The organism is Hyphomonas sp. CY54-11-8, assembly GCF_000682735.1.
Taxonomy (GTDB): domain Bacteria; phylum Pseudomonadota; class Alphaproteobacteria; order Caulobacterales; family Hyphomonadaceae; genus Hyphomonas.
The window spans coordinates 37,180-60,519 of record NZ_AWFD01000036.1 but is presented as its reverse complement, the minus strand read 5'-3'; the positions used below and the strand labels follow the sequence as shown (position 1 = coordinate 60,519).

Genomic DNA, 23,340 nt, shown 5'->3' with positions numbered 1-23,340 from the left:
GCCTGAACCGCTAGCGGGCGTAGCAAAGCGGAGCACCGGACGGGCGGGGAATTTTGCTGCGCGAGGAAGGCGCGAAAGCGCCAGGGAAAATTCTTCGTCCGTCCGGTTTCAGGGCCGGTTCAGCGCGTCCAGGTCATACGGCAAGAGACGGGAACAAGGGGTTTGGAGCAGGATCAGCAGGAATAATCGGAGCCGGACTGGCATAGGCGGGGGGCTTGTCCGCCGCAATCAAATTTGTGCGACGCGAGGTGCTATGCGGTATCATGAGCTTTGCCTCTGATCACCAGCGCGTGTTAGAAGCGTGACATGCATCATATGGTTTCCATTGACGTCCCGAACCTTGAACAGGGAATTCGATTCTATTGCGCGGCATTCGGCTTTGAAGAAATAGCGCGGCCTGTCGAAAGCTACGCTATCCTTGCACGGGGCGATTCCCGGATTGGAGTCATTGAAAAGGCTCCCGGATCAAAACCCGCCAAAGAAACGCAGGATGTCCGGCGCTATGACCGGCACTGGACTCCTGTACACATCGACTTTCACGTGGATAATTTTGAAGAAGTTCTTTCCCTTGCCATTGAGGCAGGCGCGACGTGCGAAGAGAGATTTGATGCTGGAAAACACCCACCTGTAGCGTTTTGTAGTGATCCATTCGGCAATGGCTTTTGTCTGATTGGTACCAAGGTTAACGAGGCCTGAAGGCTGTTTTCAAACAGGAAGCCGCCCGATGGCATGCACCGGGCGGCCCCTTATACTGGCTGAACAGGAGACGAGAGTTCAGGCAGCGTCCTGTTGCGTCTCAGGCGTCTCATCAGAAGTGGCTTCTGCCTCCGCTTCAAACAGGCCCGCGATCCGTGTCCACGCATCGGCAGGCGGTGACCCGGCCCCCTCGACAAGGCGGGTCGGAGGCACCTGCATCCAGCCCGGTCGCCAGTCAGGATTGGCCTCGCAACCTTCGCCGCTGATCCGGTTTGCCAGCACCTGCTTCTGCGCTTTACCCGTTTTGGTGCGGCAGGAGTCTGCGAGCGATGCGGTGGCAATATCCCCGATCATCGCATTGATAGCGCGCTTGTCCTTGGCGAGATCGAAGAAGACATCATCCGGCTTCCAAGCATCCGACAGGTCGGTGCCGCAGACGTGAAGGACCGCCTCGACGATGCCGTTCCCGGCCTCGAGCGTGCGGGCCATGACGTTTGCTAGCACCTGCATCACTTCCTCGTCAGACATGGCGAGCAGCGCCGAGAATATCTCGCACAAACGGTAGTCATCGCCATTCCGGCGAAGGGTCGGACTTACGTTCAACGCCTTGAGCAGGGCGTCGGTTTGTGCGGTCGCTTCGGCCAGCGCAGCGACAGATTTCGAGCTTTCCACGCTCGCCTGTGTCTCATCCTTGCGGGCACGAAGCTCGAACGGGCGGACATCCCAGAGGGCGCTCCCAGCCATCCCATGTGCGACCATCAGGCGGAGCGCAATGGCGGGCGAGGCAGTAAGGTTCGCCTGCGCGGCGGCATGGCGATGGAGCAGGATATATTCCGCGAGCGGGCCGGACATTTCAGGGCGGATTGCTGCCGGAACAGCGTCGCCGCAGCCCTTCGCGGACTGCTGCCGCTTGCGGGCCTCGGCGGAGGTCAGCTGTCCCTCATGGAACAGAACCGTGCCGTCATGGCGGGTTTCGATGAAGACTTTCCCGCCATCTTCTTTGGCGCACTGGACATGATCCCAACGATGGAAGTACGCCCCGCGTTCAAGGCAGATGACATCGCTCCAGCCGTCTTCCTTGTAGGCTTCGATCCGTTCGGCTATCGCGGCAGATTGTGCTTCCCAGAACTGGTCCACATCAGCAAATACGCCGTGTTCGCCAAACAGGTCAGCCGTCACCTGTCCCTCATAGGTCTCAAGATCGAACAGCGCCTTGTCGGTCGTGATCGTGGTGCCACCCGTGATCCAAGCCTTGCAGGACCGGCCCATCGGGGCGCGTTCGGATTCGCTCTCGTAGAGGCGAAGCCATTCGGCCTGTTGGTCTGGCGTGGCGAGCGTCAGCGCGCGGATTGTTTCGCGGTCCAGCTCGTCCTCGGCGTAGAGTTTGCGGATCGGATCGGCGAGCGAAGCAAGCGCGAGCACACGGCGCACCAGAAGCTCTGTCACGCCAAAGAAGGAGGCGATATCCTCCACTGCCTTGCCTTCATCGTGCAGGCGCTTGAATGCTTCATATTGCTCCATTTCGGTCGCAGGCAGGCGTCCGACATTCTCGATGACGGAGGCGGCAATCGCCGAGGCTGAATCCTTCTCGGTCATGATTGCGCAGGGAACCAACGGCGTCTCGCCCGTCTCCTTGGCAATCTCTTTCAGCGCAAAGAAGCGGCGGCGTCCGGCGATCACGCCATAATATTTGCCCTCTCGGCGGACCAGCAGGGTCTGGCGCAAACCGCTCTCGCGGATGGACGGCAATATGTCGGACACGTCCGGCTTCTTCCTTCCATGCCGCATGTTGAGTTTTGATATCCGAAGCTCGTCGAGCGGGATGTGTTTGAGGTTGGGCTGTGCCATGGAGGTCTCCTTTTCTGGCGGGTAAAGCGAGAGACCCAGCGCCCATGCCGGGTCTCTCCAGTGGATTTTCGTGAAGGGAAAGCCGTCGCCGTCACGGCAGGGTTCGGGGTCGGTTTCGCCCCAGTCATAGTCGCGGATCGTGATCAGCGGCGCGCGACCCTCGACCCAGATTTCGGCGACCTGGGCCTCGGCAATGACCAGCGTCATCCGGGGCCGTGGGCCAAGTAAGTCAGTGAGGGAGCGGGCAGCGCTCATGTCGCGGCCCAGCCCGTCACGGTCGCCGCTAGCCGCGAGGCAGCTGCGCGGCCTGCGCCCAGAGCCTCCGGCAGAAGCTCATTCGCTACAGTGGTGAGATAACTATTGTCCGTGCCGGGATAATTGCACTCAACGCCCCAGAGGCTCGCGGCGTGGCTATCCATCTCAATGCCGTCGCGCTCGACGGAGAGCACGATGCCGCAATAGAACCACTCACCCTTGCGCCACGCTTCCATAACGGCTTCGGCCTTGGCCTGCGCCTCAGCGAAGCGCTGACGAAAGCCATTCCCCGGCCCGATAAAGCCCGGCGCATCCTTGTAGAGCGAAGGCCAGAATCCGTTCTGCCGTTGGTCCGGCGCATCGGGGCAATCATGGGCGACAATCTGGGCCGTGATGGTGAAGCCCTCGGCCTCACAGCGGATTGTATCGCCTTCGCAAGCGAAGCTATCGAAGCGCTCGGCAAAGCTCATGACGCCCTCCGAAGCTCGAAGCCCTCACGGTCGCAGAGTGCGCGCAGCTCGCGCGCCTCTGCCTCGTCGATTTCGTCACCGGACTGGTGATAGATCGTACCTTGTGCGAACCCTTGCGCGGTCTTGACGACATGCGCCCAGCGATAGGGGCCACGGCCATCTTCGCGTGGTCGAACCTGAAATCTTGCCATGGCGCTCACCGCGTCCAGAAGACGTGAACGTCTTCGAACCCAGTCTCGAACACCATGATGTCGCCATTGAGCTCCATGTCGCGGGCGAGCGCTGACCAGTCGATATAGTATTCGAGGGCTGCGGGGATTTCGGTGCCCGTGTCGCGGTGCAGTTCCTCGGCGAAGTCTGCCCGGCTGGCATAAGTGCCTGCATAATCGTCGAAGGCCGCCTCGGCCCGCTCAAGGTCATCGCCGAAATGGCGATGGACCAGCGCGCCGAGCCTGCCATGTTCGGCAATGAACTCGGCCAGATTGCAGACCGTCTCGAAGCTTGCATATTCGGAAAGCTGCGCGCCTTCGAAGCCTTCATAGTCATGAATCGCCCATTCCTCGGCGTCCGGTAGCGGCGAGTCCACCAGCATGGCGCGAACTTCGTTCATCACCTCGTCCGGCGTGGTGGCCTCGATCCAGCACCCGTGCAGGCAGCCATTATTGTAGGCGGCAAGGCAGGCGACATAGATGCGGGGGCGGTCTGCTGGTGTGGGTGCAGCGTCTGCCGCAAGGGGGGCTGAAGGCTCAGGTGTAGTCATGGCGTCAGTCTCGTCTCCCCGCCCAAATGTCCCTCCCGCATCAGGCGGGGGTGGGCGGCGAGAAGGCCGGCAGGCCGGACCCGTTAGCCGGTTGCGCAAGGCGGAAAGGTAGGATGCTCCAAGCGCTCCGAGACGCCTTTCAAACCCGCCCGCCTTGCGCAAGCGGCGGGTCCGGGCAGACCGGTCGTCCGCCCACCTCCGTCTGATAGGGGGACTGTCCTGGACGCCGGGGGGACGAATACAGGCAGGGGCGCGCCAACCGCACCGAATCCCGCAAGACAGGCTGTATGAGCCTTCATATCCGCACCTATCGCGAGCAGGACCGGGACGCTGTGATTGCGCTCTGGGAGCGCTGTGGCCTGACGCGGCCGTGGAACGACCCTGCGGCCGATATCGAACTGTGTGTACGGAGCCGCGAAGCGAGCCTGATGGTGGGCTACAAGGAAGATGAATTGATCGCATCCGTCATGGTCGGCCATGACGGACACAGGGGCTGGATCTATTATCTCGCCGTTCAGCCTGGCCATCAGGGCCACGGTCATGGGCGTGAAATGATGACTGAGGCTGAGCTCTGGCTCACAAGCCGCGGGATCCCGAAAGTCCAGCTCATGGTGCGCACGGGCAATCAGAGTGCCGAAGCCTTCTACGGCGCGCTCGGCTATGAAGCTCAGGATGTGACCGTGTTCGGTAAATGGCTGAACGACACGAGCACCTCCTGAGCCAGCGTCCTCATGATACTCATGGAGGCCGAGCAGCCTGCGACCCCTCTGCTTGTCAGTGGGAAGCGCAGGCTGGCGCGATCACCGGCGAGACACCCGCATGCCGCTGGACTGCCCGGAAGGGCAGGCCAGGGGTCCGGAGACGAGCCGGGCCGCTGGCGCTAAGCCGCCAGCGAAGCAGCCCCCTCGCTCCCGCGAGGGGTGATCGCCGGATCAAGGACAGATACCTTATCAGGTCTGTGCGGTCAGGAGATCCCTGTAGCCGCCATCGCGCAGCTCACGGCCTCGCGCGAGGGCGCGGCGCATTTCATCTTTCATGGCGCGGCTGGCGCTTTGCCAGGCCTCATTCGCGCGATCTTCGCCATAGATGATGGCGGCGGTTTCGAAATAGGTAAGACCGGCCTCATGCGCATCAAGCGCGATGAGCGCGTTGCGAAACGCAAGCGATGATCGGGTCCAGGTTTCGCTGAAGCTCGGATCTTCCTTGCCGAGAATGCGCTGTGCGCGGCCGATGACTTTGAGCGTTTCGTCCATGCTCGAGATATTGTCGATTATCAGTTTCATGCGGACCGGCTCAACGCTGAGCAGTGAAAGCCCGGAACAGGCAACCTGAATACTGTGGCCATGCCCACGGATCATCAGATATTCCCGGCCAACGCGGTCTGTGAGGTGGGTCACTTCACACACATTGATCGTCTGATCGAATATATCGTCCCGTTCGCTCTGATGACGCGGTACGACCTGCATGGTCAGGGCGCGGGCGTAAAGTGCAGGGATCCAGAAGACGTCGGCGTCATAGCCATTCGCATCTATGTCGGGGAAAAAGACCAGGCCAAATTTCTCAGCGTCGATCTGGTCGCATAGTGGCCGAAGCAGCCGGATGCCGTGACAGGCTGGCTTTTCAGAAATGTGGGACTGGTCGGTCGACAGGGCCGCTTGCCGGAATTCCGCGTTTCGGCGCAGAAACTCCCAGGCCCAGCGGCTACGAGACAGCCGACAGGTGTATTCATAGTCGTCCAGGGATATCTGGACGTATTCTGCGTCGGTGAGTGCCATGACTGCATCCTCCGCCAGCAGGTGCTGCAAGCAGGGTGCCAGTTTCAACTTCAGGCTAATTCAAGCGCATTCTGTACAGGACCGAGCAGGGACGCATAGCCACCATCGCGGAGCTCGCGACCGCGAGCTAGGGCGCGCTTCATTTCGTCCTTCATGGCGCGGCTCGGACTGTCCCAGGCCTCCCTAGCTCTCGCTTCCCCATAAGTGAACGCCGCCGTATCGAAGTACGACTTGCCAGCATCGTGGCAGTCCAGAGCGACTAAGGCATTGCGGAGTGCGAGGGAGTGCCGCGTCCATTCTGGAATCTCGGCTTCAGCTTGCGGGTCATAGACGCGCTGGGCTCGCTGCAGCGTTTTAAGCTTGGCCTGGAATTCATCGAGGCTGTCGATCACGAAGCTCAGCTTCACAGGCTCGCGCGCCAGTAGCGACATTCCGGTGCAGAGTACCTGGATAACGCACCCATTACCTTTCAGCAACAGATGTTCTCGTCCTGCCATATCGGTAAAGTGAGTGATACGGCAGATACCAACCGTGCGATCATAGATCTCGCAGACCTCATTCTGACCGCGTGGTGTGATGTGAGTATGAACCCGCCGGGGGTAGAGGCCGCCGGACCAGAAGACGTCGGCCTCGAGGCCATCGGCATTAGCATCCGGAAAGAATGCGAGACCCCAGCGTTCCGCCAATGTTTGTGCTGTTCGTGGCCGGACGAGCGTTATCTGATGGCACGCCGGCATGAAGCTCAGATCATCTGGTTGCCGCTGCTGCCAATCGAGCCGGAACTTTTCATTTCGCCTTAGGAACTCCCACGCCCATCGGCTGTCGGAGAGGAGCCAGCAATAGTCGTAGGCGCTGATATGATCAGGTAGTTTGCTCAAGGAAATAAGTATACAGTTTAGCCCATGTGCTGGCATCGCAAGGTTTATGCCAGAACACGTCTGTACACAGAGGACAAAAGTTAAATAAAGCGCTGGCCGTCCGAGCCACCATCAGCTGGCGGCAGCAACCACTCAAATGATGAAGCAAAGTTCGAGAGGCAGACTAATTGCTCGACCGGCGGGAGGGGGCATTCTCCCGCTTCCTGAGACAAATTTTCGATGCTTACGAAATTTGCCAGGAGACCAATCGATCCTCTACCGTCAGAGTGTCAGAATTCTTTTGCACATCGCCTGGTGGCGTCGCACCTGCTGGAAGGCATCCCGCGTATCGTATGCGTGTCCTTCCCATTCGGAAACAATAGTGCCGTTGAAGCCTCCGTCCCGGAACAGTGGCAGAATTGTCTCGTAGTCGATTGCCTCTTCCACGCCGGTGTCGTCCACGCCGTAAAACTTGCCGTGAATGTGAATGGTGCGATCAACCATCGCTGCCCAGCTTTCGGCGGGATTGTTGGCCAGAATGAAAAAGGCGAGGCTCGCAGCTTGGACATGAACGGGGGCATGGCCATTGCTGAGCGCCCACTCCTTGAGCCGGTTCGCCTTTTCGTGACTCATGCCGTCTTCGAGCCAGACGTCCTTTAGCTTGTCGAGCAGACTTTCGGCTGCCCCAGCTTTGCGCGCCGCCACAAGCATAGATTCCGGGATACGCTTGGCCGTGCCACCAAAATCCGGTATCCGAGCGACGAGTGCGGACGGGCAGTGTTATAGTGCTGGCGCCAGGTCTCGATCAGGATCTGCGCCTCGCGGAGATCGTAGAAGATTTCCCTCGCCAGCAGTTCGTCGCGGAGCTTGGAGTTGAAGCTCTCGCAGTAGCCGTTTTCCCAGGGGCTTCCCGGTTCGATGTAGAGCGTCTTCACGCCGATGCGCTGAAGCCAGTCCCGAAGCGATGTCGCGATGAACTCGGGGCCGTTATCGGAACGTATATGCTCAGGCGCTCCATGCCGGACGAACAGCTCACCCAACGTGTCGAGGACATCCCGCGAGTTGAGCTTACGCTTGACCCTTATGGTGAGACACTCCCGTGTATACTCATCGATCACGCACAGCATACGGAACACCCGGCCATCATGCGTCCGGTCCTGCACGAAGTCATAGGACCAGACATGCCCCTTGTGCGCCGGCCGGAGCCGCACGCAAGAGCCGTCGTTCAGCCAGAGACGGCCACGTTTTGGTTGTTTCATCGGCACTTTCAGCCCCTCTCGCCGCCAGATGCGATAGACCCGCTTCTGGTTCACATGCCAGCCCTCGTTCCTCAGGAGCGCCGTGATCCGGCGATAGCCATGCCGGCCGAACTGTTCGGCCAGGCGGATGATCGCACGCGTCAGGGCGTCCTCGTCATCGCGGTGGATGAGGTCCTTGCGCTGGGTCGAGCGGTGCTGGCCGATCACACGGCAGGCCCGGCGTTCGGAGACGCCAAGAACCTTCACCACATGACCGACCGCATCGCGCTTGCGGGAGGGGCTCAGAACTTTCCCTGGGCAACCTCTTTTAGGATCTGGTTGTCGAGGGTGAGATCGGAGACCGCCCGGCGCAGACGCTGGTTCTCCTTCTCCAATTCCTTCATCCGCTTGGCCTGGTCGACCTGCAGGCCGCCATACTCCTTGCGCCTGCGATAGTAGGTCTGTTCCGTCACCCCGATCGCACGCACGGCCTGTCCCGTCGTCTCGCCACGGGAAAGGCGAACCTCCACCTCCCGCAGTTTCGCAATGACTTCTTCAGGTTTGGCTCTCTTGCCCATTCCTCAGCTCCATAATCGAAGCCGGGACTAACTCAAATAACGGACCACTTTTTCGGGTGCAGACCATTCTCATTTCCGGCCGCCGATCAGGTTTTCGAGTTTAGTTGCATCAAGCCGTGCGCAAACCATTCCTTCGTTTGTGAGTGCGGCCGGCCCAGCCGAGCACAAGCCAAGGCAATAGACCGGCTCGATGGCATCAAGAAATTCATTCCCAACTTGGGCAAGCAGCGCGTTCAGGCCACGCGCCTGGCAGGCTTCGGAGTGACAAACCTTGACGCGGTTCTTTTTATCAGGCTGCAGGCGGAAGTCATGGTAGAAGGTGACGACGCCGTAGATTTCGGCCCGCGTCAAATTCAGGTGTTCAGCAATTTCGCGCATTGCGTCTTCGCTGATATGGCCAAATCGGCGCTGAACATCGTGAAGTATCGGGAGAAGATCTCTCTGCCGGTTCCGATGACGGTCAAGAATTTCTTTCATGGTGCTCATCGACTTCACCTCGGAATTGATTGCGATCATTGTAGTGCGCCGTACTGTTATATCCCGCCAGCTAGTGTTGGCTATCCGGTGTGGTGACCTCCAGACCGTCAAGATCGTCCCAAACAATGTTCTGGCAGGATGGCCTAAACATTCTTAGCGAAATCGAGCCTGGACTGTTCCATGTCTACCGGCCGGTCAACCTTTTCCATGAATGCTTCATCGACATTGACGTGGCAGGTTGCGCAGGCACAGCCACCGGGTACCGACTGCGAGCCGGTCGCGTTGATCAGTGCGCCACAGGAAAGAGTGTCACCATATTCAATTTCGACCTGACGACGAAAGCTGACGGTTTCGAGATTCTGAAGGATCCGAAGTCTCAAGAAACTCACTTCAATCCATTCGTCTGAAAACACCCGGGTGGGCACAATCGATCTCAGCTCGGGCCATCTTTTTTCCAAACTAGACACGCCCGACAACTGGTAAAAGTGCGCCGGTAACTCCACTCGCCTTCGGAGATAGGAGAAAGCCGATTGCCTCGGCGATTTCTTGAGGTCGAACCCAGGAAGCGAAATCGGCGTCGGGCATGTCTTTTCGATTAGCTGGCGTATCAATGATGGATGGAAGGATAGCGTTTACGCGAATTCGATCTGCCTTGAGTTCTTCAGACAGCGCCTCTGTAAGCTTCGCAACGGCAGCTTTAGAGGCAGTATAAGGTCCCATTCCTGTGCCAGCCCTCAACGCGGCGAATGCACCGATATTCACGATGGATCCTCGCCCGGGTTTAAGCCTGGGCAAAACGGCACGGGTCATATTCAATGTGGTCTGAAAATTCATGGCGTGCATTTTGGCCCAAGTCTCCGTGTCTGCATCGCGCGTTGGGATCCAGACAAAGCCACCGGCAATGTTCACCAGACCGTCGATCTCTTCGTCTGGGGAAATGTGTCGAGCAATGGCGGCCTCAACCGCTTCGGTCTTTGTCAGGTCGACGCCAACGATGATCGATTTGAGCCCCTTAAGATCATTCCCTGGAGCCACAAGATCCACCCCAATAACCTGCTGCTTCTGCGTCGTGAGGTGTTTGCACACCGCACCGCCTAGAACACCTGCAGCGCCCGTCACAATTACTGTCATTGAATACTCCTGTTCGACAGCGACCTTTGACTCCCGTTGGCGGTCGGGCCGAGCTTAAACTCGCTCAATGATGCAGGCAGTGCCCATTCCGCCATTGCAGCAGAAAGTTTGCATTCCGAATGTCAGGTCTCGTCTTTCGAGCTCATGCAGCAAGGTGGTCATGACGCGGGCCCCGGATGCTCCCAAGGGATGGCCGAGCGCGATCGCGCCGCCATTCACGTTCAGTTTTTCATGAGAAATGCCGAATTCTCTCATCCACATGATCGGAACCGAGGCAAACGCTTCATTCACTTCGAACAGATCAATGTCCTCAAGCGTAAGGCTTGCCTTCTCGAGAACGGAGCGTGTAGCATTTAGTGGCCCGGTGAGCACGAGTTTTGGGTCGGAGCCGACAGATGTGAACGCCCTGATGCGGGCGCGGGGCGTCAATCCGTGAGTCTGAATTGCTATCTCCGAGGCAATCAGAATGCCGGCCGCACCGTCGGAAATCTGGGAGGAATTGCCGGCGGTGATCCTTCCGTCTTCCCGGAAACTGGTTTTCAGGGACGCGAGTTTTTCCACGCTCGTGTCGACACGGATCGTTTCGTCGACCTTGAGCCGGGAAAGCCCTGTCAGGTCTGCGTCTTTTTCGGCCCACTGGGCGAGGTCTACCGGAACGATTTCGCGATCAAACCATCCGTTTGCGGCCGCCGCGCCAGCGCGCTTCTGGCTTTCGACAGAAAACGCATCGAGCTCGTGTCTGCTGATTGCCCATTTGTCCGCAATCCGCTCGGCCGCTTCGCCCTGATTCACGATGTCGTACTGGTCGAGAATCTTGAAGCCGATGGCATCGCCATGAAGGTCTCGGTTTGAGCCCATGGGTACCCGGGTCATATTCTCAACGCCACCTGCGACCATCAGGTTGCCGCTTCCGGCCGCAATGAAGCCCGCTGCGATGTGGACCGCGACTTCTGCAGAGCCGCATTTGCGATCAATGGTCAGGCCCGGCACAGATGCGGGCCAAGCCGCCGATAGAAGAGCGGTTCTCGCCACATTGGCTGATTGCTCTCCGATTTGCGTGACATTGCCGAAGATGACATCATCGATCCTGCCAGCGTCAATGCCTGTCTCGGACACCAGGCTCTGAAGCACCACGGCTCCGAGATGATCGCCTCGCACTGACGAGAAGCTTCCTCTCCGGCGCCCGGACGGGGTTCGTTTGGCGTCCACAATATATGCGGGCGTCATGGAAGCATGCTCCCCTTGAGGCCGGATCCTGATACTTTCTGTCCGTTCTCATACTTGTACACGCCGTGCCCGACCTTCCGGCCAAAGCGGCCGGCGGCGACCATCTTGATGATAAGCGGACAGGGACGGAACTTGTCGCCGAGAGTTGAGTGTAGGTACCGAAGCGCCGACAGACGCGTGTCCCATCCTGTCAGATCTCCGAGTTCGAGGGGGCCCATGGGGTGGTTGAGGCCGAGCTTGAGCGCTGTGTCGATGTCTTCAGCGGAGGCTGTACCTTCCTGCAGCATCCACATGGCCTCATTGCCGAGCATGGCAGACATCCGGCTCGTTGTCAGACCAGGCGCTTCATTGACAAGTATCGACGACTTGCTGATCGCATCTGAAAAAGCCCGCGTTCTGGAAATGGTTTCTTGAGAGGTCGAAATCCCGACGACAATCTCCACCAGTTTCATGATGTGAACGGGATTGAAAAAATGCATTCCGATAACGCGCGAAGGGTCTGATGTCGCGGTGCCGATTTCTGTCACTGACAAGGCAGAAGTGTTGGTGGCAAGCGGAGCATCCGGCCGGACGACTTTCTCTGCCTCACAGATTATGGATTGTTTGAGATCAAGCTTTTCCGCAACCGTTTCAATGAACAGGGCTGCATCCTTCGCCGCATTGGTAAGGCCGTCATGCAGTGAGATGTTTTCGAGCGCCTTTTGCGCCGTCGCTTCGTCAAGTTTGCCGCGTTTAACGCCGCCTGCCAGGTTCTTCTCGATATTGTCCCGGGCTTTTTCCAGGGCCGACTTTGAAATGTCGAAAAGGTGGGTCTTGTATCCGGCCTGCGCGAAGACATGCGCTATCCCGGTTCCCATGAGGCCGGCTCCTGCAACGGTGACCGTCGTGCCCGCGGTGTCAGTCATTTGATGTATTCCTCTCCTATTCCGTAGCCATCGATTGTCCTTGCAGGAATCAACTGAAATTCGGCTTTCGTTTTTCCTTGAATGCGAGGGCGGCTTCCCTGCGTTCGTCCGAATCCATGAGTAGGGCGAAAAGGTCCCGTTCCAGACCGAGGCCGGCCTTCAATGGAAGTTCGCCGCCCGAGCGTACGGTTTCTTTGACATAGGCGAGTGCCGTTGGCGGTTTTTCGGCAAGTTTTGCCGCCAGCGTCAGCGCGTCCGTGCGAAGGCTCTCTTGGTCTTCGCTGAGTCTCGTGACCAGACCGATCCGGTAGGCCTCTTCAGCTGAGATCCGGTCTCCGGTCATCAGGATATCGAGGGCGCGGCCGGCGCCGACAATGCGTGGCAGTCTTTGCGTGCCTCCCCCGCCGGGGATCAGTCCGAGATTGACTTCGGGCAAGGCAAAAATGGCGTCTTTCGATGCAATTCGAATATCGCAGGCGAGCGCGATCTCGATTCCGCCTCCGAAGCAGTATCCATGCAGGGCCGCGACTAGAGGTTTGGATACGGTGTCAAAGGATTCGATCCAGGCTGAGGCTTTCTGCCGTTTCCTGAAATCGATGGCACTTTCCTTTTCACGGAACTCCTTGATATCGGCTCCGACACAAAACCCGCGGGTTCCGCTTCCAGCGACGATAATCGCCCGAACATCCGGATCACTATCAAGGTCTCGCAAGGCCCTAGGCACGCCGGTCCGCATCGCATCGTTGATTGCGTTCATCTGATCCGGCCGGCGAAGTTCCAGAAGTGCGACCCCATCAAATCGCTCAATGCCTATTGTCATGTTCGAACCTGTTCTTCGGCTGTTCAAGGGGAAGAGGCCGGACGCGGCATGTTTGTCGCTCGTACCCTGTGGGAATCCGGCGCAAGGACTGCGCCGGGTTCCTCTCGTTTGCTCGTGGTACGAAAGTCCTAGAGTGCCGACTCTGCACTTGCTGCCGCAAACATCCTGTTGATATCACCAGAGGTGACGATCCGCTCTCCCTGACCTTCAGGCTTGGCGCCGCCAAGGCTTCGCGGTTCGATGATAACGTGCGCAGCTTTCCGACGCAGGGCACCGACCGTGCATTCCGCCCGTTCAAAAATGCTGAACGGATCATAGGAATACTCGCGCATGGTGTTCAGGTGAGTGACCTTGTTGATCTGCTCGTCTGTCAGGTGACTTACACTATCCCAAGCCGACTCTGGCGAATACGGCCAGGTACAGTCAGAGTGCGGATAGTCACACTCCCAACAAACCATATCTTCGTTCATGTATTCGAGATTATGCAGGCCAAACTTGTCCTCGATGAAACAGGTAATGATGTGACGTTTGAACACGTCACTCGGCTTTTCACCGTCAAAGCTGGCATGGGTCCAGGCTTCGTGGTGCGCCGTAGTGAAATCCGCGCGCTCCAACAGATAGGGAATCCAGCCGATGCTGCCTTCGGATAGGGCCATGCGCAGGTCCGGATATTTCTTCCACATCGGTCCCCAGATCCAGTCGGCCGCCGAATTGGCGATCGAAATCGGCATCGAAGTGATCCATGCGTCAATCGGCGATTCATCAGATGCGTGCGGCGCGTGTGTCCCGGTGCCGATATGGCAGTTGATCACGACCTTGTTGTCGGCGCAGACCTTCCAGAGCGGATCCCAGTATTCATTGTGGATGGACGGATAATCCAGCATGGCTGGATTGTCCGGGAAGGTGATGGCGTGAACACCATTTTTCACATGACGCTTCACTTCAGCAACGGCGGCCTGAATATCCCACATGGGCACCATAATCATCGGAATGAAGCGGCCCGGTGCGGCGCCGCACCAGTCCTCGACATGCCAGTCATTATAAGCTTGCAGCGCAGCGAGTGAGAGCTCGCGGTTGGGGTGGGCCTGAAATTTCTGGCCTGCGAAGCCAGGAAACGTCGGAAAACAGAGGGACCCGAGAATGCCATTGGCATTCATATCGTCCACGCGGTCCTTCACATTGTGTGTGCCTGACCGCATGTGGTCGTAGCTCAGAGGTTCCATTCCGTATTCTTCTTTTGGACGCCCCACGACTGAATTGAGCCCCATATAGCCCCAGGCCTTGCCGTCGAAGACCCAGACATCCCGGCCATCAATATTCTTGTTCTGGGGAGCCTGGCCTTTGAATTTTGCCGGCATGTGCCGGTCAAAGGCGCCTCGTGGCTCGATCGCATGATCGTCCACGCTCACAAGAATCATGTCTTCCATATTCATGTCTGTCTCCTCCAGAGGATTTTGTCCGGGTCCCTCGTCACGTTCACAATCGGATACTCAAAAACCTGTTGCGATCCGCGTGAGATGTCATATAGTTTTTTATACAAAAAAGCATATAGTGTTCAATACATATTTTCTGCTAACTTGTCAAAATCAGGTTTGATGGGTGCGGAAGACAGGGAGGAATATTATGGCGAACAGCCTTCTGGGGCGCGTGGCAGTTATAACCGGCGGGGCGGGCGGTATTGGCCGAGCATCAGCGCTAGCTCTTGGTGACATGGGCGCCAAGGTCGTGATTGCCGACATCAGTATTGATGCTGCGCGGAAGGTCGCAGAAGGCCTGAACTCCGACGGTCTTGAAGCGCACGCCGTACAGGTTGACGTGGTCGACGAGGCTTCGGTCAAGGCGATGGTCGATGAAGCGAAGGATGTTTTCGGCAGGGTCGATATTCTTTACGCGAATGCGGCCGCCCTTGATCTTGAAATGCAGCAGCACGACCGCGACGTTATCTCGATGGATCCTGAGATCTGGGACCGGGCGATGGCGGTCAATCTCAAGGGCGCGATGTTGTGCTGCAAGCATGTGCTCCCGGACATGCTGGAACGCAAAGCTGGAAGTATCGTGCTGGCTTCCTCGGGCATGGGCTTTCAGGGCGAAATTACCCGTTCGGCCTATGCAGCGTCGAAAGCTGCCCTGATGATGCTCGCCAAGTCGCTGGCTGCACAATATGGCAAGCGCGGTGTACGGGCGAATGCCGTCCAGATTGGCTATTTGCCGCCGCAGGACGCCTCCAAATCAACTCTGCCGGAAGTCGTCGATATTCTGGTGAGGCACAATCTCGTGCCCTACAAGCTCGAGCCCAGGCACATTGCTGATGTTGTCGCGTTTTTGGCAAGCGATGCCGCCTCTGCAATCACGGGACAAACGATCGTCGCCGATGGTGGTTTTTCCGCGCATACGCCGACCATGAACGACATGATCAACTTCATGTCCCGGTCCGGTCTCAACGAGATGTAAGCCCCGCAGGTGACGACAGACAATTTCTTCCAACATTGAGAACCTTGCCGAATGCCCGATTCGCGATGCACCCTGCCTGGAGATAGGCATGCGTGATCCCAAGATCAGTCAACAGCAATCCATGGAACCGAACGAGGCCTATCCATCCCAAGCCTATGGCTGGTTCGTCGTTGCCGTGCTGTTTGCCGTCACGCTGTTTTCCCAGCTCGACCGTCAATTGCCCGCGCTGCTCGTACAGCCTATTCGCGCCGAATTCGGTATTTCGGATACCGGATTTAGTTTTCTGCAGGGCTACGCGTTTGCCCTTGTTTATACATTGGCGGGCATACCGCTTGGTCGCCTGGTTGATCGCACGCACCGGCGCAACCTGATCGTATTTGGCCTGATTGTCTGGAGTGCGATGACGATCGCGTCCGGCTTCGCCGGCAGCTTCAGGGATCTGTTGATTTGTCGGGTCGGGGTCGGCATCGGCGAAGCCGTACTTGCACCGGCGGCCTATTCCATCATTTCGGACTATGTCGCGCCGGACAGGCGGGGGCGCGCGCTCGGTGTCTACTATGTCTCGTTAGCGATTGGTTCAGGCGCATCGCTTCTGCTCGGCGGGCTCATCTTCAAACTGGTTGATCCTTCCGGCGTCTTTTTGCCGGGGATTGGGCACATGGACCAATGGCGCGTCGCGTTCCTGGTTGCCGGTGCCCCCGGGTTTGTTCTTGTTGCGACGCTCCTGGCGGTCAAGGAACCGAAGCGGCGCGATGATGCGGCCCTTGAAATGAGAGCGAAGCAAGGATCAATCGCGGAGTTTGTCTCCTATCTGCGCCGAAACATTTCAACATATGCACGTGTACTGGTTTACCCGGCCACAATTGCCGTTGTCGGCTATGGTGCCTTGGCCTGGGCGCCGGCCCTGTTCGAACGCCGGTTCGACATGCAGCGCGTCGAGATCGGATTCACACTCGGTATGATGATTGCTGTGTCGGGCCTGATCGGAACCTTGATCAGCGCCTTTCTGTCTGATCGTTGGAGAGCCAGGAACGTCAAGGCCGCTCGCCTTCGTGTGACGCTGGTCGGCTGGGTTATCCTGTTGCCGATGGCTGCGCTGTGGCCGCTCGGGCCAACACCGCAAACGACACTTCTGATGCTTGGCTGTCTCGTCGGCGGAGCAGCGATTGCGCAGGCGGCTGCTCCCGCGGTGGTTCAGGAGATTACGCCAAACCGTATGCGCGGCCAGGCAATTGCGATTTATCTTCTGATTGGCGGACTGTTCGGCATTGGTCTGGGTCCGACAATTGTGGCGCTGGCGACAGACTTTGTCTTCAAGAGCGATGAGGCACTGCCCTATGCCTTGTCATTGGCCTGCACGCCCATCGCAGCGATTGGATTTGTCCTGTGCCTGACCGGCCTTGGACCTTATCAGCGAACGCTCGATGCATTCCGTGGTTCGGCAAGCTAGTCCATATTGAGAACAATGCGTCCGGTGCATGAGCCGGATGCGGCCAGGTTCATGGCAGCGGCGAAATCGGAAAGCGCGAACTGTCTGCCTATATGCGGCTTGATGCCATGTTGCTGGTGTAGGTCGAACAACCGAGCGATGTTTCGAGCTGCCGCGTCCGGCTCAAACAGCATGAATTGGCGGATATCGACACCGACAAGGGAGATGCCTTTGACAAGAGCAAGGTTGGTCGGGATTTTCGGAATCGATCCGCCCGCAAAACCGATAACCAGATGGCGACCGCGCCAGCCGAGAGAACGGAAGGCGGGTTCTGTTGCCTCACCGCCGACTGGATCGACGACAATGTCCAGCGCCTTGCCGTCGAGCACATGTTTCAGGTCGTCTCGCCAGGTCGCGGACCGGGAGTCGAGAACATGATCGGCACCAGCCGTTCGGACGAGCGCACGTTTTTCTTCTGTAGAGGCCGAAGCAACGACGTGTGCCCCGAGCGCCTTGGCTATCTGCACGGCAGCATGACCCACCCCACCAGCAGCCCCAAGCACCAGCACGGTGTCGCCCGGCTTGAGACCTGCTCGATCCACAAGTGCGAGGTAGGCGGTGGTGAAACTGACCTTGAATGTTGCGCCCTCCTCGAAACTCAACGTGTCTGGATAGGGAATCAGTTCTTCGGCTCGTGCAATTGATGCAGTGGCAAAGGCGCCGCCGCCCATTCGGCTCGTAAACACGCGGTCGCCGGGCGCTAGTCCTGTCACGCCTTCGCCGACGGCTTCGACTTCGCCTGCGCATTCGGCCCCCGGAATGAAGGGTGTCGGAGGTTTCACCTGATAGCGACCGCTGGCAACCAGGACATCGACAAAATTGACAGCCGCTGCCCTGATGCGGAACCGGACATTTCCTGGTCCCGGCATACCCGGATCGAAGGAAACGAGATCATAGTCTTCCGGGGCGCCCAGAGCGTCACCGCGAACCGCAACATGGTCAGTCATCGTTTGCCTTATGTTCGGGTGTTCACAACTGCATCCACATCAGATACCGGGCTGGCATAGTCATGTGTCCAATGCAGGCCCGGGCCGAACGATGGCAGGATTCCAGGCCCGGCGCGACAGACATGCGTGACCGCTTGCAGGCAAGGGGCGATGGTCGCGTGATAGCTCGGTTCGGATTTCATCGAACCAACGTCATAGAAAGGGGCTTCGCTTTCCAGTGAGGTCTTCAAGTCGATGCTGGCCCTGATTGAAGGGCGCCCTTCGATCTCGATCTGGTAATACTGCCCCGGCCGAACGGTTTGAGGCAGCATGACATCATCCATCAGCCAGTTGTACTCAACAGCGAAGAATGGTGCTGATGGTTTACTGGAAATGTATCCCTCGATCCGGTGCGCAATGCGGGCCACCTGGCCGGCCCGGATAGGCAAGGCAGTGGCGAGATCATGCGGCGCTCTGATGTATTCATGAACGAGCCGGATATCATCAAACGGTCGCCCGAGAACTTTTTCAGCTGTCGCGCCGATTGATCGCAGAAAATTCTCAGCAACTCTAGCCGGCAGCTCCTTGGACTCTGCCTGTTCCGGAGTGTCCCCGAACCCGACCATTTTGAGCGAATCGGGATTGGCGGATCCGCAATTCCAATATTCCTGCATGGTAATCGACTGAATGTCGGTACAAAGACCGGTCAGTGACATCAAAACCCTGTCGCTGACAACATCCGGATCAATCCCAGTGGCATGAAAGACCGATTGTCCCTTTCGGCACGCCGCGTGCAGTTTTTCGGTGAAGGCCTCTTCGCGAAACAGATGGGCGTTCTGGTACGGCAAAGGCGTAATGACATTATGGCCGTTTGCGAGCAATTCGAGGATTTCCTCGTCCGTGTGATAGGTGCCGCGATCATGCGCGGTGTAGATGATGCAATCGGCGTGTTCGCCCATCAGGCGCTTGCGGTCCGTGGTTGCAAGCAGTCCGATGTCGGGCAGTCCGAGCAGGGCGCCAACATCAACACCTTGCTTGCGGTCTGAATACGCGCCGACCCCGACCAGTTCAAATGCCGGGTTCTGGAGGATTTCCCAGATTGCTATACTGCCAAGCTTTCCTGGCCCCCAGACCATGACTTTGAGTCGTTGCGTCATGACTTAGTGGCCTTCCTGCCGAGCGGAGCGCGGCATCTATTGTTTTACGAAATATCTTATGGCGAGATCTTCGCCATTGAATGAATAGACTTCAATCGTTTCGATGGTCATATCGCGAGATGGCATGTGGTTGCGGTTGTGGCAGGCGACTTCGTTGCCGTTCGCAATCAGCACACATTCCTCGATGTTCACGATTGCGTTGGTATTCGTCCACATCTGCTCAAGCACCGCCCATCCATCCGTCGGGGGAGTCCGGCCAACATATTCGATTGTCAGCTTGCCCGGCGCAATTGATTTGTAGGCGGCCAGAAAGGCCTCTTTGTCCCCGTTGTTCCAGGCGCTCACCTGCGCATGAATGAAGCTGGTATAGGGGTCGTTATCCGGAGCGCTCATGGCATGTGTCCCGTTTACGTTGGTGTGTGGTGTTTGATCGCTCAGTCCCAGATGACATACACATCGCCTGCGCCTCGCAGGTGACCGCCCTTGATTTCCGGCGCCGGTTTGTCGGGGTCGAGACGGATATTGGGAAGCAGGTCGAAGACTGCGTTGATCGCAGCTTCGAGTTCCAGCTTGGCGATGAACTGGCCGATACACATGTGAGGACCGAAGCCAAATGTGAAACTCATCGGTGTCTTGCGGTCCGGGTCAAATTCATCTGGTCGTTCCATCACCGCTTCGTCGCGATTGGCTGAGGCCACGATGCACTGAACCATTGAGCCCGCGGGAATCTTGACCCCGCCGATCTCCGTGTCCACGGCGGCTTGGCGTACCTTGACCGTGGCGACAGGTTCGAACCGGATCGCTTCATTGATGATTGCAGGAATGAGGCTGCGTTCATTTCGGGCGCGGTCAAGGAGTTCGGGCCGCTGGAGGAGAAGTGTCATGGTCGAGCTAAAGGTGCGCGACGTCGTTTCGCCGCCGGCTGCCACCAGCGACCGAAGGAAGGTTGCAATCTCGTGATCGGTCAGTTGCTCGCCTTCATGGGCCGCGCGGACGAGCTGGGAAATGAGGTCATTGTTATCAGAGCCTTCAGCCCGACGCTGGGCCACCTGGTCGACAACAAGATCCAGCAATCCTCCTGAGACCGCGTTGGCTTCCTCGCGTGCCTTCTCGGCTTCGGCTGGGTCGAGCTTCTGCCCGGCCAGGATCTTCAGACCCATCGCCGCATAGTCATAAAACTTGCCTGTCGCCTCCTGCGGAAAGCCCATCAACTGGTAGATGATACGGACCGGATAATAGAGGCCGAAATTCATCAGATTGGCCTTCTTGTCGTCGACAATATGGTTCAGGAAGTCCTCGCGCGCGCAACGATCCATTTCCGCTTTGAACTTGTTCACATTTGCCGGCATGAAGACAGGCTGGAGAAGTGAGCGGGTCTTCTTGTGCTCTTCACCGTCCATGGCCAGGATGATGAGACCGTCGCCGCCGAAAAACGACCCGAGCCCATCCCGGATGAAACCGCTGGTGAACGTTTTAGCGTCTGCAAGGACCTTGCGATTGTCTTCATATTTGAACACGGCAAAGGTCTCGAACTTCTGACGAACGTCAGCATGCGTGGGCACCTTCAGCCAGCGCATGAAATCGCCTTTCATGACGGGCTCTGTCTGGCGCTTCTCCTTGCAGATCTCGTAGATGTCGACATCCATACCGCGATAGTTTGCGGACAGGTCCCTGTATGCTCTTTCGAGGGCATCTGAATGGTCGGCAAAGGGCATGATATGGATCTCCGTGGAGGCAGTTTGATTAGTGTTTCTTGAGGTGGCGGATGGCGCGGTTCGCCGCGATTGTACCGGGAACGCCCGAGACACCCCCTCCGCCCGGACCGCCGGCAGAGCCGAAAATTAGGCCGGATACTGGTAGGTCGCCGGCAAGGCCCGCTGCCGGACGCATTGAACCGGATCGCAGTAGGGTCACATCGGTATGCACGAAGCTGCCACCAGGCACGTTCAGGCGTCGCTCAAGTTCGTCGGCAGATTCAATCCGTATACCAATAACTTTTGAATCGATGTCCGGAAAAATGCTGCGTGCCCAGTCCATGCAAACCTCTGCCGATTTCGGTCGGGCAATGGCCCAGCCATCCCTCGGGCGAGCGGGCCAGGCGACGGGGTAGAAATAGAGGACGTCTTGCCCATCGGGAGCCTGGCTTGGGTCGGCGCCGGTTGTTGTCGTGAACCAGCTGTAGGGCTTGGATGGCAACTCGCCCCGGCTTGCCGCTTGGAAATTCCCGACCGCATCGTCGATGGTCCCGATCATAACTGTCGGCACACGAAGATCGATTCCATCCTTGCGCTCTTTCTGGTGGTGTTCCCATTTAACCCGGCCGTTCAGAGCGAGGTCCATGCGGAAAGGCGAGGAACCGTGAGCCGCCCGCGGAGCGTGACGCACCCGAGTCATGAGCTGAGGGTCCATTTCCCCCTCAGTGACAAGGTTCATGGTAACGAGAGGGTGGCAGGCACCAATGACCACCTTGCCCGAATAGATTTTGCCATCCGTTGTGCGGGCACCGCGAACGGTCTTACCTTCCGAGATGATTTCCTCGACCTTGGCATCCTTGATGATCGTCCCGCCAAGTTCTTCGAAGCGCGAAGCGAGCGCGTTCGACAATTGCTGCATACCGCCTTCGACCCGCCCAAATCCGGTTGAATGCAGAATGGCGAACAACAGAAAGCCGAGCGAGCTGGAATCCCTGTCGATCGGGCCAGCGCCGCCGGCAAACCCGGCGACAGCAGAACGGACAGCAATATGCTCAAAATACTCCTCGGCAACTTGGGCAGCTGAACCGGTCAAAAACGCCATCAGGTCACCTTTCAGCTTCCTGTTCTTCAGTGCGTTGCGGGCGGCGGTATAAACCGTCTTGAACCCCATCCGGGTCGGATCCGCTTTCATGATGGGGCCGACGATGCTGGCCAGCGCACCGAGGGTTTGTACGAAGCGGAAATAGGATTGGGCGTCTTTTTCCGAGTATTTTCGAATTTCGTCAGCCGTCCGTTGCACGTCACGGAAAAAGCAGAGCGATGATCCATCGGTGTGCAGGTAGGCGTAGGCCGGATCGCACTCAATCATCCTGAAGCCATGACGCTCGAGTTCCAGATCCTGAGGGATCGTCCCACCGCGAAGGGATGCCAGCTCGATTGCGCAAGGATGAATCAAATGTTGGGGCGCTTCCGGAATGGCATATTCCGATGATGCCATACCGCCGATCTTGTGACGTGCTTCGAGGATTACAGGTTTGTATCCTTCGCGGGCCAGAAAGCAGCCCGCAACGAGGCCGTTATGGCCGCCGCCTACGATGACCGCATCATATGACCCTGACGACGTATTCATTGTTCCTCCCGCCAATTTGACACTGGCTGTTATCTGAACTCGCGCGCGCTGTTCTGGAGGGCTACCGTATGGAATTCGTCGCCAATGCCAACGTGACGACGGGCTGTTTCGTTTGACTCGGGGTCAAACCCACCGGCACCGAAACGGCAAATCGCTAACGACTATTCCTTTTTGGGTGCCGTGCGAATAAGGCGTGCAAGGCGTCTTAGCTCCTGCGCCATATTCTTTCGATCCCGGTCGATCGGCACAAGTGTCGCGCTGAGGGCAAACCGGACGAAAAGCTCCGAGACGAGCTCTCGATCGATTTCCGCCCCAAGCTCACTTTCCCAGCTGTCATAGACAGGCTCGAGCGCGCGGGACAGTCGGTTCTTGAAATGAGAAAAATTCTCTCTGAAATATCTGAGGATGAATTCAGGCTCGGTATCGAGCAGCCGGGATGAACTCCGTGTGCCCGGATTGTCCAACGCAAAGTCGAGAAACTTCTGGAATCGCTCGATCGGGTCTTCGAGCCCCTCCACAGATGCATAAACGCCCGCATCCGTCTGATCGCGTAGATAGCGGGTTGCTGAATCCATAAGGTCTTCTTTGGATTCAAAATAGCGATAGAAGGTGCCGCGCGAAATCTCTGCCTCGTTGCAGACAGACCGGATTGTCAGTTTTTCGCTTCCGCCTTCGCGCAGTAGCTTGAACGTCGCTTGAAGAATATGCTCGACGGTTCGTTCCGATCGTGGGTCAGGCCGCGTCGGTTGGTCTTTGACGACATTTCTAACGCGAGCCTTGATTTCAGTATGATCGTCGGCGTTGGCTGCCGAAAAGCTGCCGCGTCCCGCATCGTCGTCAGATAAAGCGTCTGTCATAACTCAGGAAGCCTCATGAGTAGCCTGATGGCTTGAAATTGGAGGTATTCGGCTTGATATTAAAGCGGAAACTGGACCTTACGTGCAAGAATTCATAGT

At 57.9% G+C, this 23,340-nt stretch carries 25 protein-coding genes; 4 read left to right on the top strand and 21 right to left on the bottom strand.

Translation table 11 applies throughout. The features are described from left to right. Nucleotides 1-306: 306 nt before the first annotated feature. Nucleotides 307-696 (top strand): VOC family protein, encoded by a 390-nt coding sequence (locus tag HY17_RS16335; protein ID WP_034768621.1) that lies wholly within the window; start codon nucleotides 307-309, stop codon nucleotides 694-696. Between the two features lie 78 nt (nucleotides 697-774). On the opposite strand, the gene HY17_RS16330 is transcribed toward HY17_RS16335, so the two are convergent. The 4 genes from HY17_RS16330 to HY17_RS16315 are packed head-to-tail and all read right to left on the bottom strand — an operon-like array spanning nucleotide 775 to nucleotide 4,029. Further along, nucleotides 775-2,799, bottom strand: coding sequence for a ParB/RepB/Spo0J family partition protein (locus tag HY17_RS16330; RefSeq protein WP_051600232.1), 2,025 nt, complete (start codon nucleotides 2,797-2,799; stop codon nucleotides 775-777). After that, a complete protein-coding gene (locus HY17_RS16325; RefSeq protein WP_034768619.1) occupies nucleotides 2,796-3,269 on the bottom strand; it encodes a hypothetical protein in 474 nt (157 codons plus the stop codon). Before HY17_RS16325 ends, HY17_RS16330 begins: the two co-directional genes overlap by 4 nt. Further along, nucleotides 3,266-3,460, bottom strand: coding sequence for a hypothetical protein (locus HY17_RS16320; RefSeq protein ID WP_034768617.1), 195 nt, complete (start codon nucleotides 3,458-3,460; stop codon nucleotides 3,266-3,268). The genes HY17_RS16325 and HY17_RS16320 overlap by 4 nt, the downstream gene beginning before the upstream one ends. A 5-nt stretch (nucleotides 3,461-3,465) precedes the next feature. Next, nucleotides 3,466-4,029 (bottom strand): antirestriction protein ArdA, encoded by a 564-nt coding sequence (locus tag HY17_RS16315; RefSeq protein WP_051600231.1) that lies wholly within the window; start codon nucleotides 4,027-4,029, stop codon nucleotides 3,466-3,468. Nucleotides 4,030-4,316: 287 nt separating this feature from the next. Here HY17_RS16315 and HY17_RS16310 point away from each other — a divergent pair, with 287 nt between their 5' ends. Then, nucleotides 4,317-4,748, top strand: a complete 432-nt coding sequence (locus HY17_RS16310; protein ID WP_034768615.1) for a GNAT family acetyltransferase — start codon at nucleotides 4,317-4,319, stop codon at nucleotides 4,746-4,748. 231 nt (nucleotides 4,749-4,979) lie between these two features. Here the strand turns inward: HY17_RS16310 and HY17_RS19690 are convergent, their stop codons facing one another. The 11 genes from HY17_RS19690 to HY17_RS16245 form a co-directional block, all read right to left on the bottom strand. Then, nucleotides 4,980-5,804 (bottom strand): DUF2285 domain-containing protein, encoded by an 825-nt coding sequence (locus HY17_RS19690; RefSeq protein ID WP_051600230.1) that lies wholly within the window; start codon nucleotides 5,802-5,804, stop codon nucleotides 4,980-4,982. A gap of 50 nt (nucleotides 5,805-5,854) precedes the next feature. Next, a complete protein-coding gene (locus HY17_RS20050; RefSeq protein WP_081813207.1) occupies nucleotides 5,855-6,682 on the bottom strand; it encodes a DNA -binding domain-containing protein in 828 nt (275 codons plus the stop codon). 261 nt (nucleotides 6,683-6,943) lie between these two features. After that, entirely contained in the window at nucleotides 6,944-7,294 is a 351-nt protein-coding gene (locus HY17_RS16290) for a hypothetical protein (RefSeq protein WP_197020301.1), read from the bottom strand. A 23-nt stretch (nucleotides 7,295-7,317) separates the two neighbouring features. After that, nucleotides 7,318-8,477 (bottom strand): IS3 family transposase gene (locus tag HY17_RS20045; RefSeq protein ID WP_233348845.1). Its coding sequence is split into 2 segments (ribosomal slippage): nucleotides 7,318-8,216 and nucleotides 8,216-8,477, totalling 1,161 coding nucleotides; the frame shifts between segments, so codons are not numbered across the junction. Between the two features lie 69 nt (nucleotides 8,478-8,546). Next, nucleotides 8,547-8,993, bottom strand: a complete 447-nt coding sequence (locus HY17_RS16275; protein ID WP_197020300.1) for an NAD(P)H-dependent oxidoreductase subunit E — start codon at nucleotides 8,991-8,993, stop codon at nucleotides 8,547-8,549. Between the two features lie 104 nt (nucleotides 8,994-9,097). Further along, complete coding sequence (locus HY17_RS20040; RefSeq protein ID WP_233348844.1) at nucleotides 9,098-9,334, bottom strand: hypothetical protein; 237 nt, start codon at nucleotides 9,332-9,334, stop codon at nucleotides 9,098-9,100. Between the two features lie 79 nt (nucleotides 9,335-9,413). After that, on the bottom strand, nucleotides 9,414-10,085 hold the full coding sequence (locus HY17_RS16265; RefSeq protein ID WP_034768604.1) for an SDR family NAD(P)-dependent oxidoreductase: 672 nt from the start codon (nucleotides 10,083-10,085) through the stop codon (nucleotides 9,414-9,416). Nucleotides 10,086-10,139: 54 nt separating this feature from the next. Continuing rightward, nucleotides 10,140-11,312 carry a thiolase family protein gene (locus HY17_RS16260; RefSeq protein ID WP_034768602.1) on the bottom strand — a complete coding sequence of 391 codons (1,173 nt, stop codon included), beginning with the start codon at nucleotides 11,310-11,312 and terminating at the stop codon, nucleotides 10,140-10,142. Continuing rightward, entirely contained in the window at nucleotides 11,309-12,217 is a 909-nt protein-coding gene (locus tag HY17_RS16255) for a 3-hydroxyacyl-CoA dehydrogenase (RefSeq protein WP_034768600.1), read from the bottom strand. The genes HY17_RS16260 and HY17_RS16255 overlap by 4 nt, the downstream gene beginning before the upstream one ends. Nucleotides 12,218-12,266: 49 nt before the next feature. Further along, nucleotides 12,267-13,037: an enoyl-CoA hydratase/isomerase family protein gene (locus tag HY17_RS16250; RefSeq protein WP_051600228.1), complete on the bottom strand. Its 771-nt coding sequence runs from the start codon at nucleotides 13,035-13,037 to the stop codon at nucleotides 12,267-12,269. A gap of 128 nt (nucleotides 13,038-13,165) precedes the next feature. Then, on the bottom strand, nucleotides 13,166-14,470 hold the full coding sequence (locus HY17_RS16245; RefSeq protein ID WP_034768596.1) for an amidohydrolase family protein: 1,305 nt from the start codon (nucleotides 14,468-14,470) through the stop codon (nucleotides 13,166-13,168). 190 nt (nucleotides 14,471-14,660) lie between these two features. Between HY17_RS16245 and HY17_RS16240 the strand changes: the two genes are divergently transcribed. Then, a complete protein-coding gene (locus tag HY17_RS16240; protein WP_034768594.1) occupies nucleotides 14,661-15,488 on the top strand; it encodes an SDR family NAD(P)-dependent oxidoreductase in 828 nt (275 codons plus the stop codon). A gap of 88 nt (nucleotides 15,489-15,576) precedes the next feature. After that, nucleotides 15,577-16,938, top strand: coding sequence for an MFS transporter (locus tag HY17_RS16235; protein WP_197020299.1), 1,362 nt, complete (start codon nucleotides 15,577-15,579; stop codon nucleotides 16,936-16,938). Here the strand turns inward: HY17_RS16235 and HY17_RS16230 are convergent. The 6 genes from HY17_RS16230 to HY17_RS16205 all read right to left on the bottom strand — a co-directional run bounded on the left by HY17_RS16230 (nucleotide 16,935) and on the right by HY17_RS16205 (nucleotide 23,241). Beyond that, nucleotides 16,935-17,924 (bottom strand): NADPH:quinone oxidoreductase family protein, encoded by a 990-nt coding sequence (locus HY17_RS16230; RefSeq protein WP_034768593.1) that lies wholly within the window; start codon nucleotides 17,922-17,924, stop codon nucleotides 16,935-16,937. The genes HY17_RS16235 and HY17_RS16230 overlap by 4 nt on opposite strands. 8 nt (nucleotides 17,925-17,932) lie before the next feature. Further along, entirely contained in the window at nucleotides 17,933-18,862 is a 930-nt protein-coding gene (locus HY17_RS16225; RefSeq protein ID WP_233348843.1) for a hypothetical protein, read from the bottom strand. A 234-nt stretch (nucleotides 18,863-19,096) separates the two neighbouring features. Beyond that, nucleotides 19,097-19,453 (bottom strand): hypothetical protein, encoded by a 357-nt coding sequence (locus tag HY17_RS16220; protein WP_034768591.1) that lies wholly within the window; start codon nucleotides 19,451-19,453, stop codon nucleotides 19,097-19,099. 41 nt (nucleotides 19,454-19,494) lie between these two features. Further along, on the bottom strand, nucleotides 19,495-20,775 hold the full coding sequence (locus HY17_RS16215; RefSeq protein ID WP_034768590.1) for a cytochrome P450: 1,281 nt from the start codon (nucleotides 20,773-20,775) through the stop codon (nucleotides 19,495-19,497). 28 nt (nucleotides 20,776-20,803) lie between these two features. Further along, nucleotides 20,804-22,384, bottom strand: coding sequence for an NAD(P)/FAD-dependent oxidoreductase (locus tag HY17_RS16210; RefSeq protein ID WP_034768580.1), 1,581 nt, complete (start codon nucleotides 22,382-22,384; stop codon nucleotides 20,804-20,806). A gap of 161 nt (nucleotides 22,385-22,545) precedes the next feature. Then, nucleotides 22,546-23,241, bottom strand: a complete 696-nt coding sequence (locus HY17_RS16205; protein WP_051600226.1) for a TetR/AcrR family transcriptional regulator — start codon at nucleotides 23,239-23,241, stop codon at nucleotides 22,546-22,548. Between the last annotated feature and the right edge of the window lie 99 nt (nucleotides 23,242-23,340).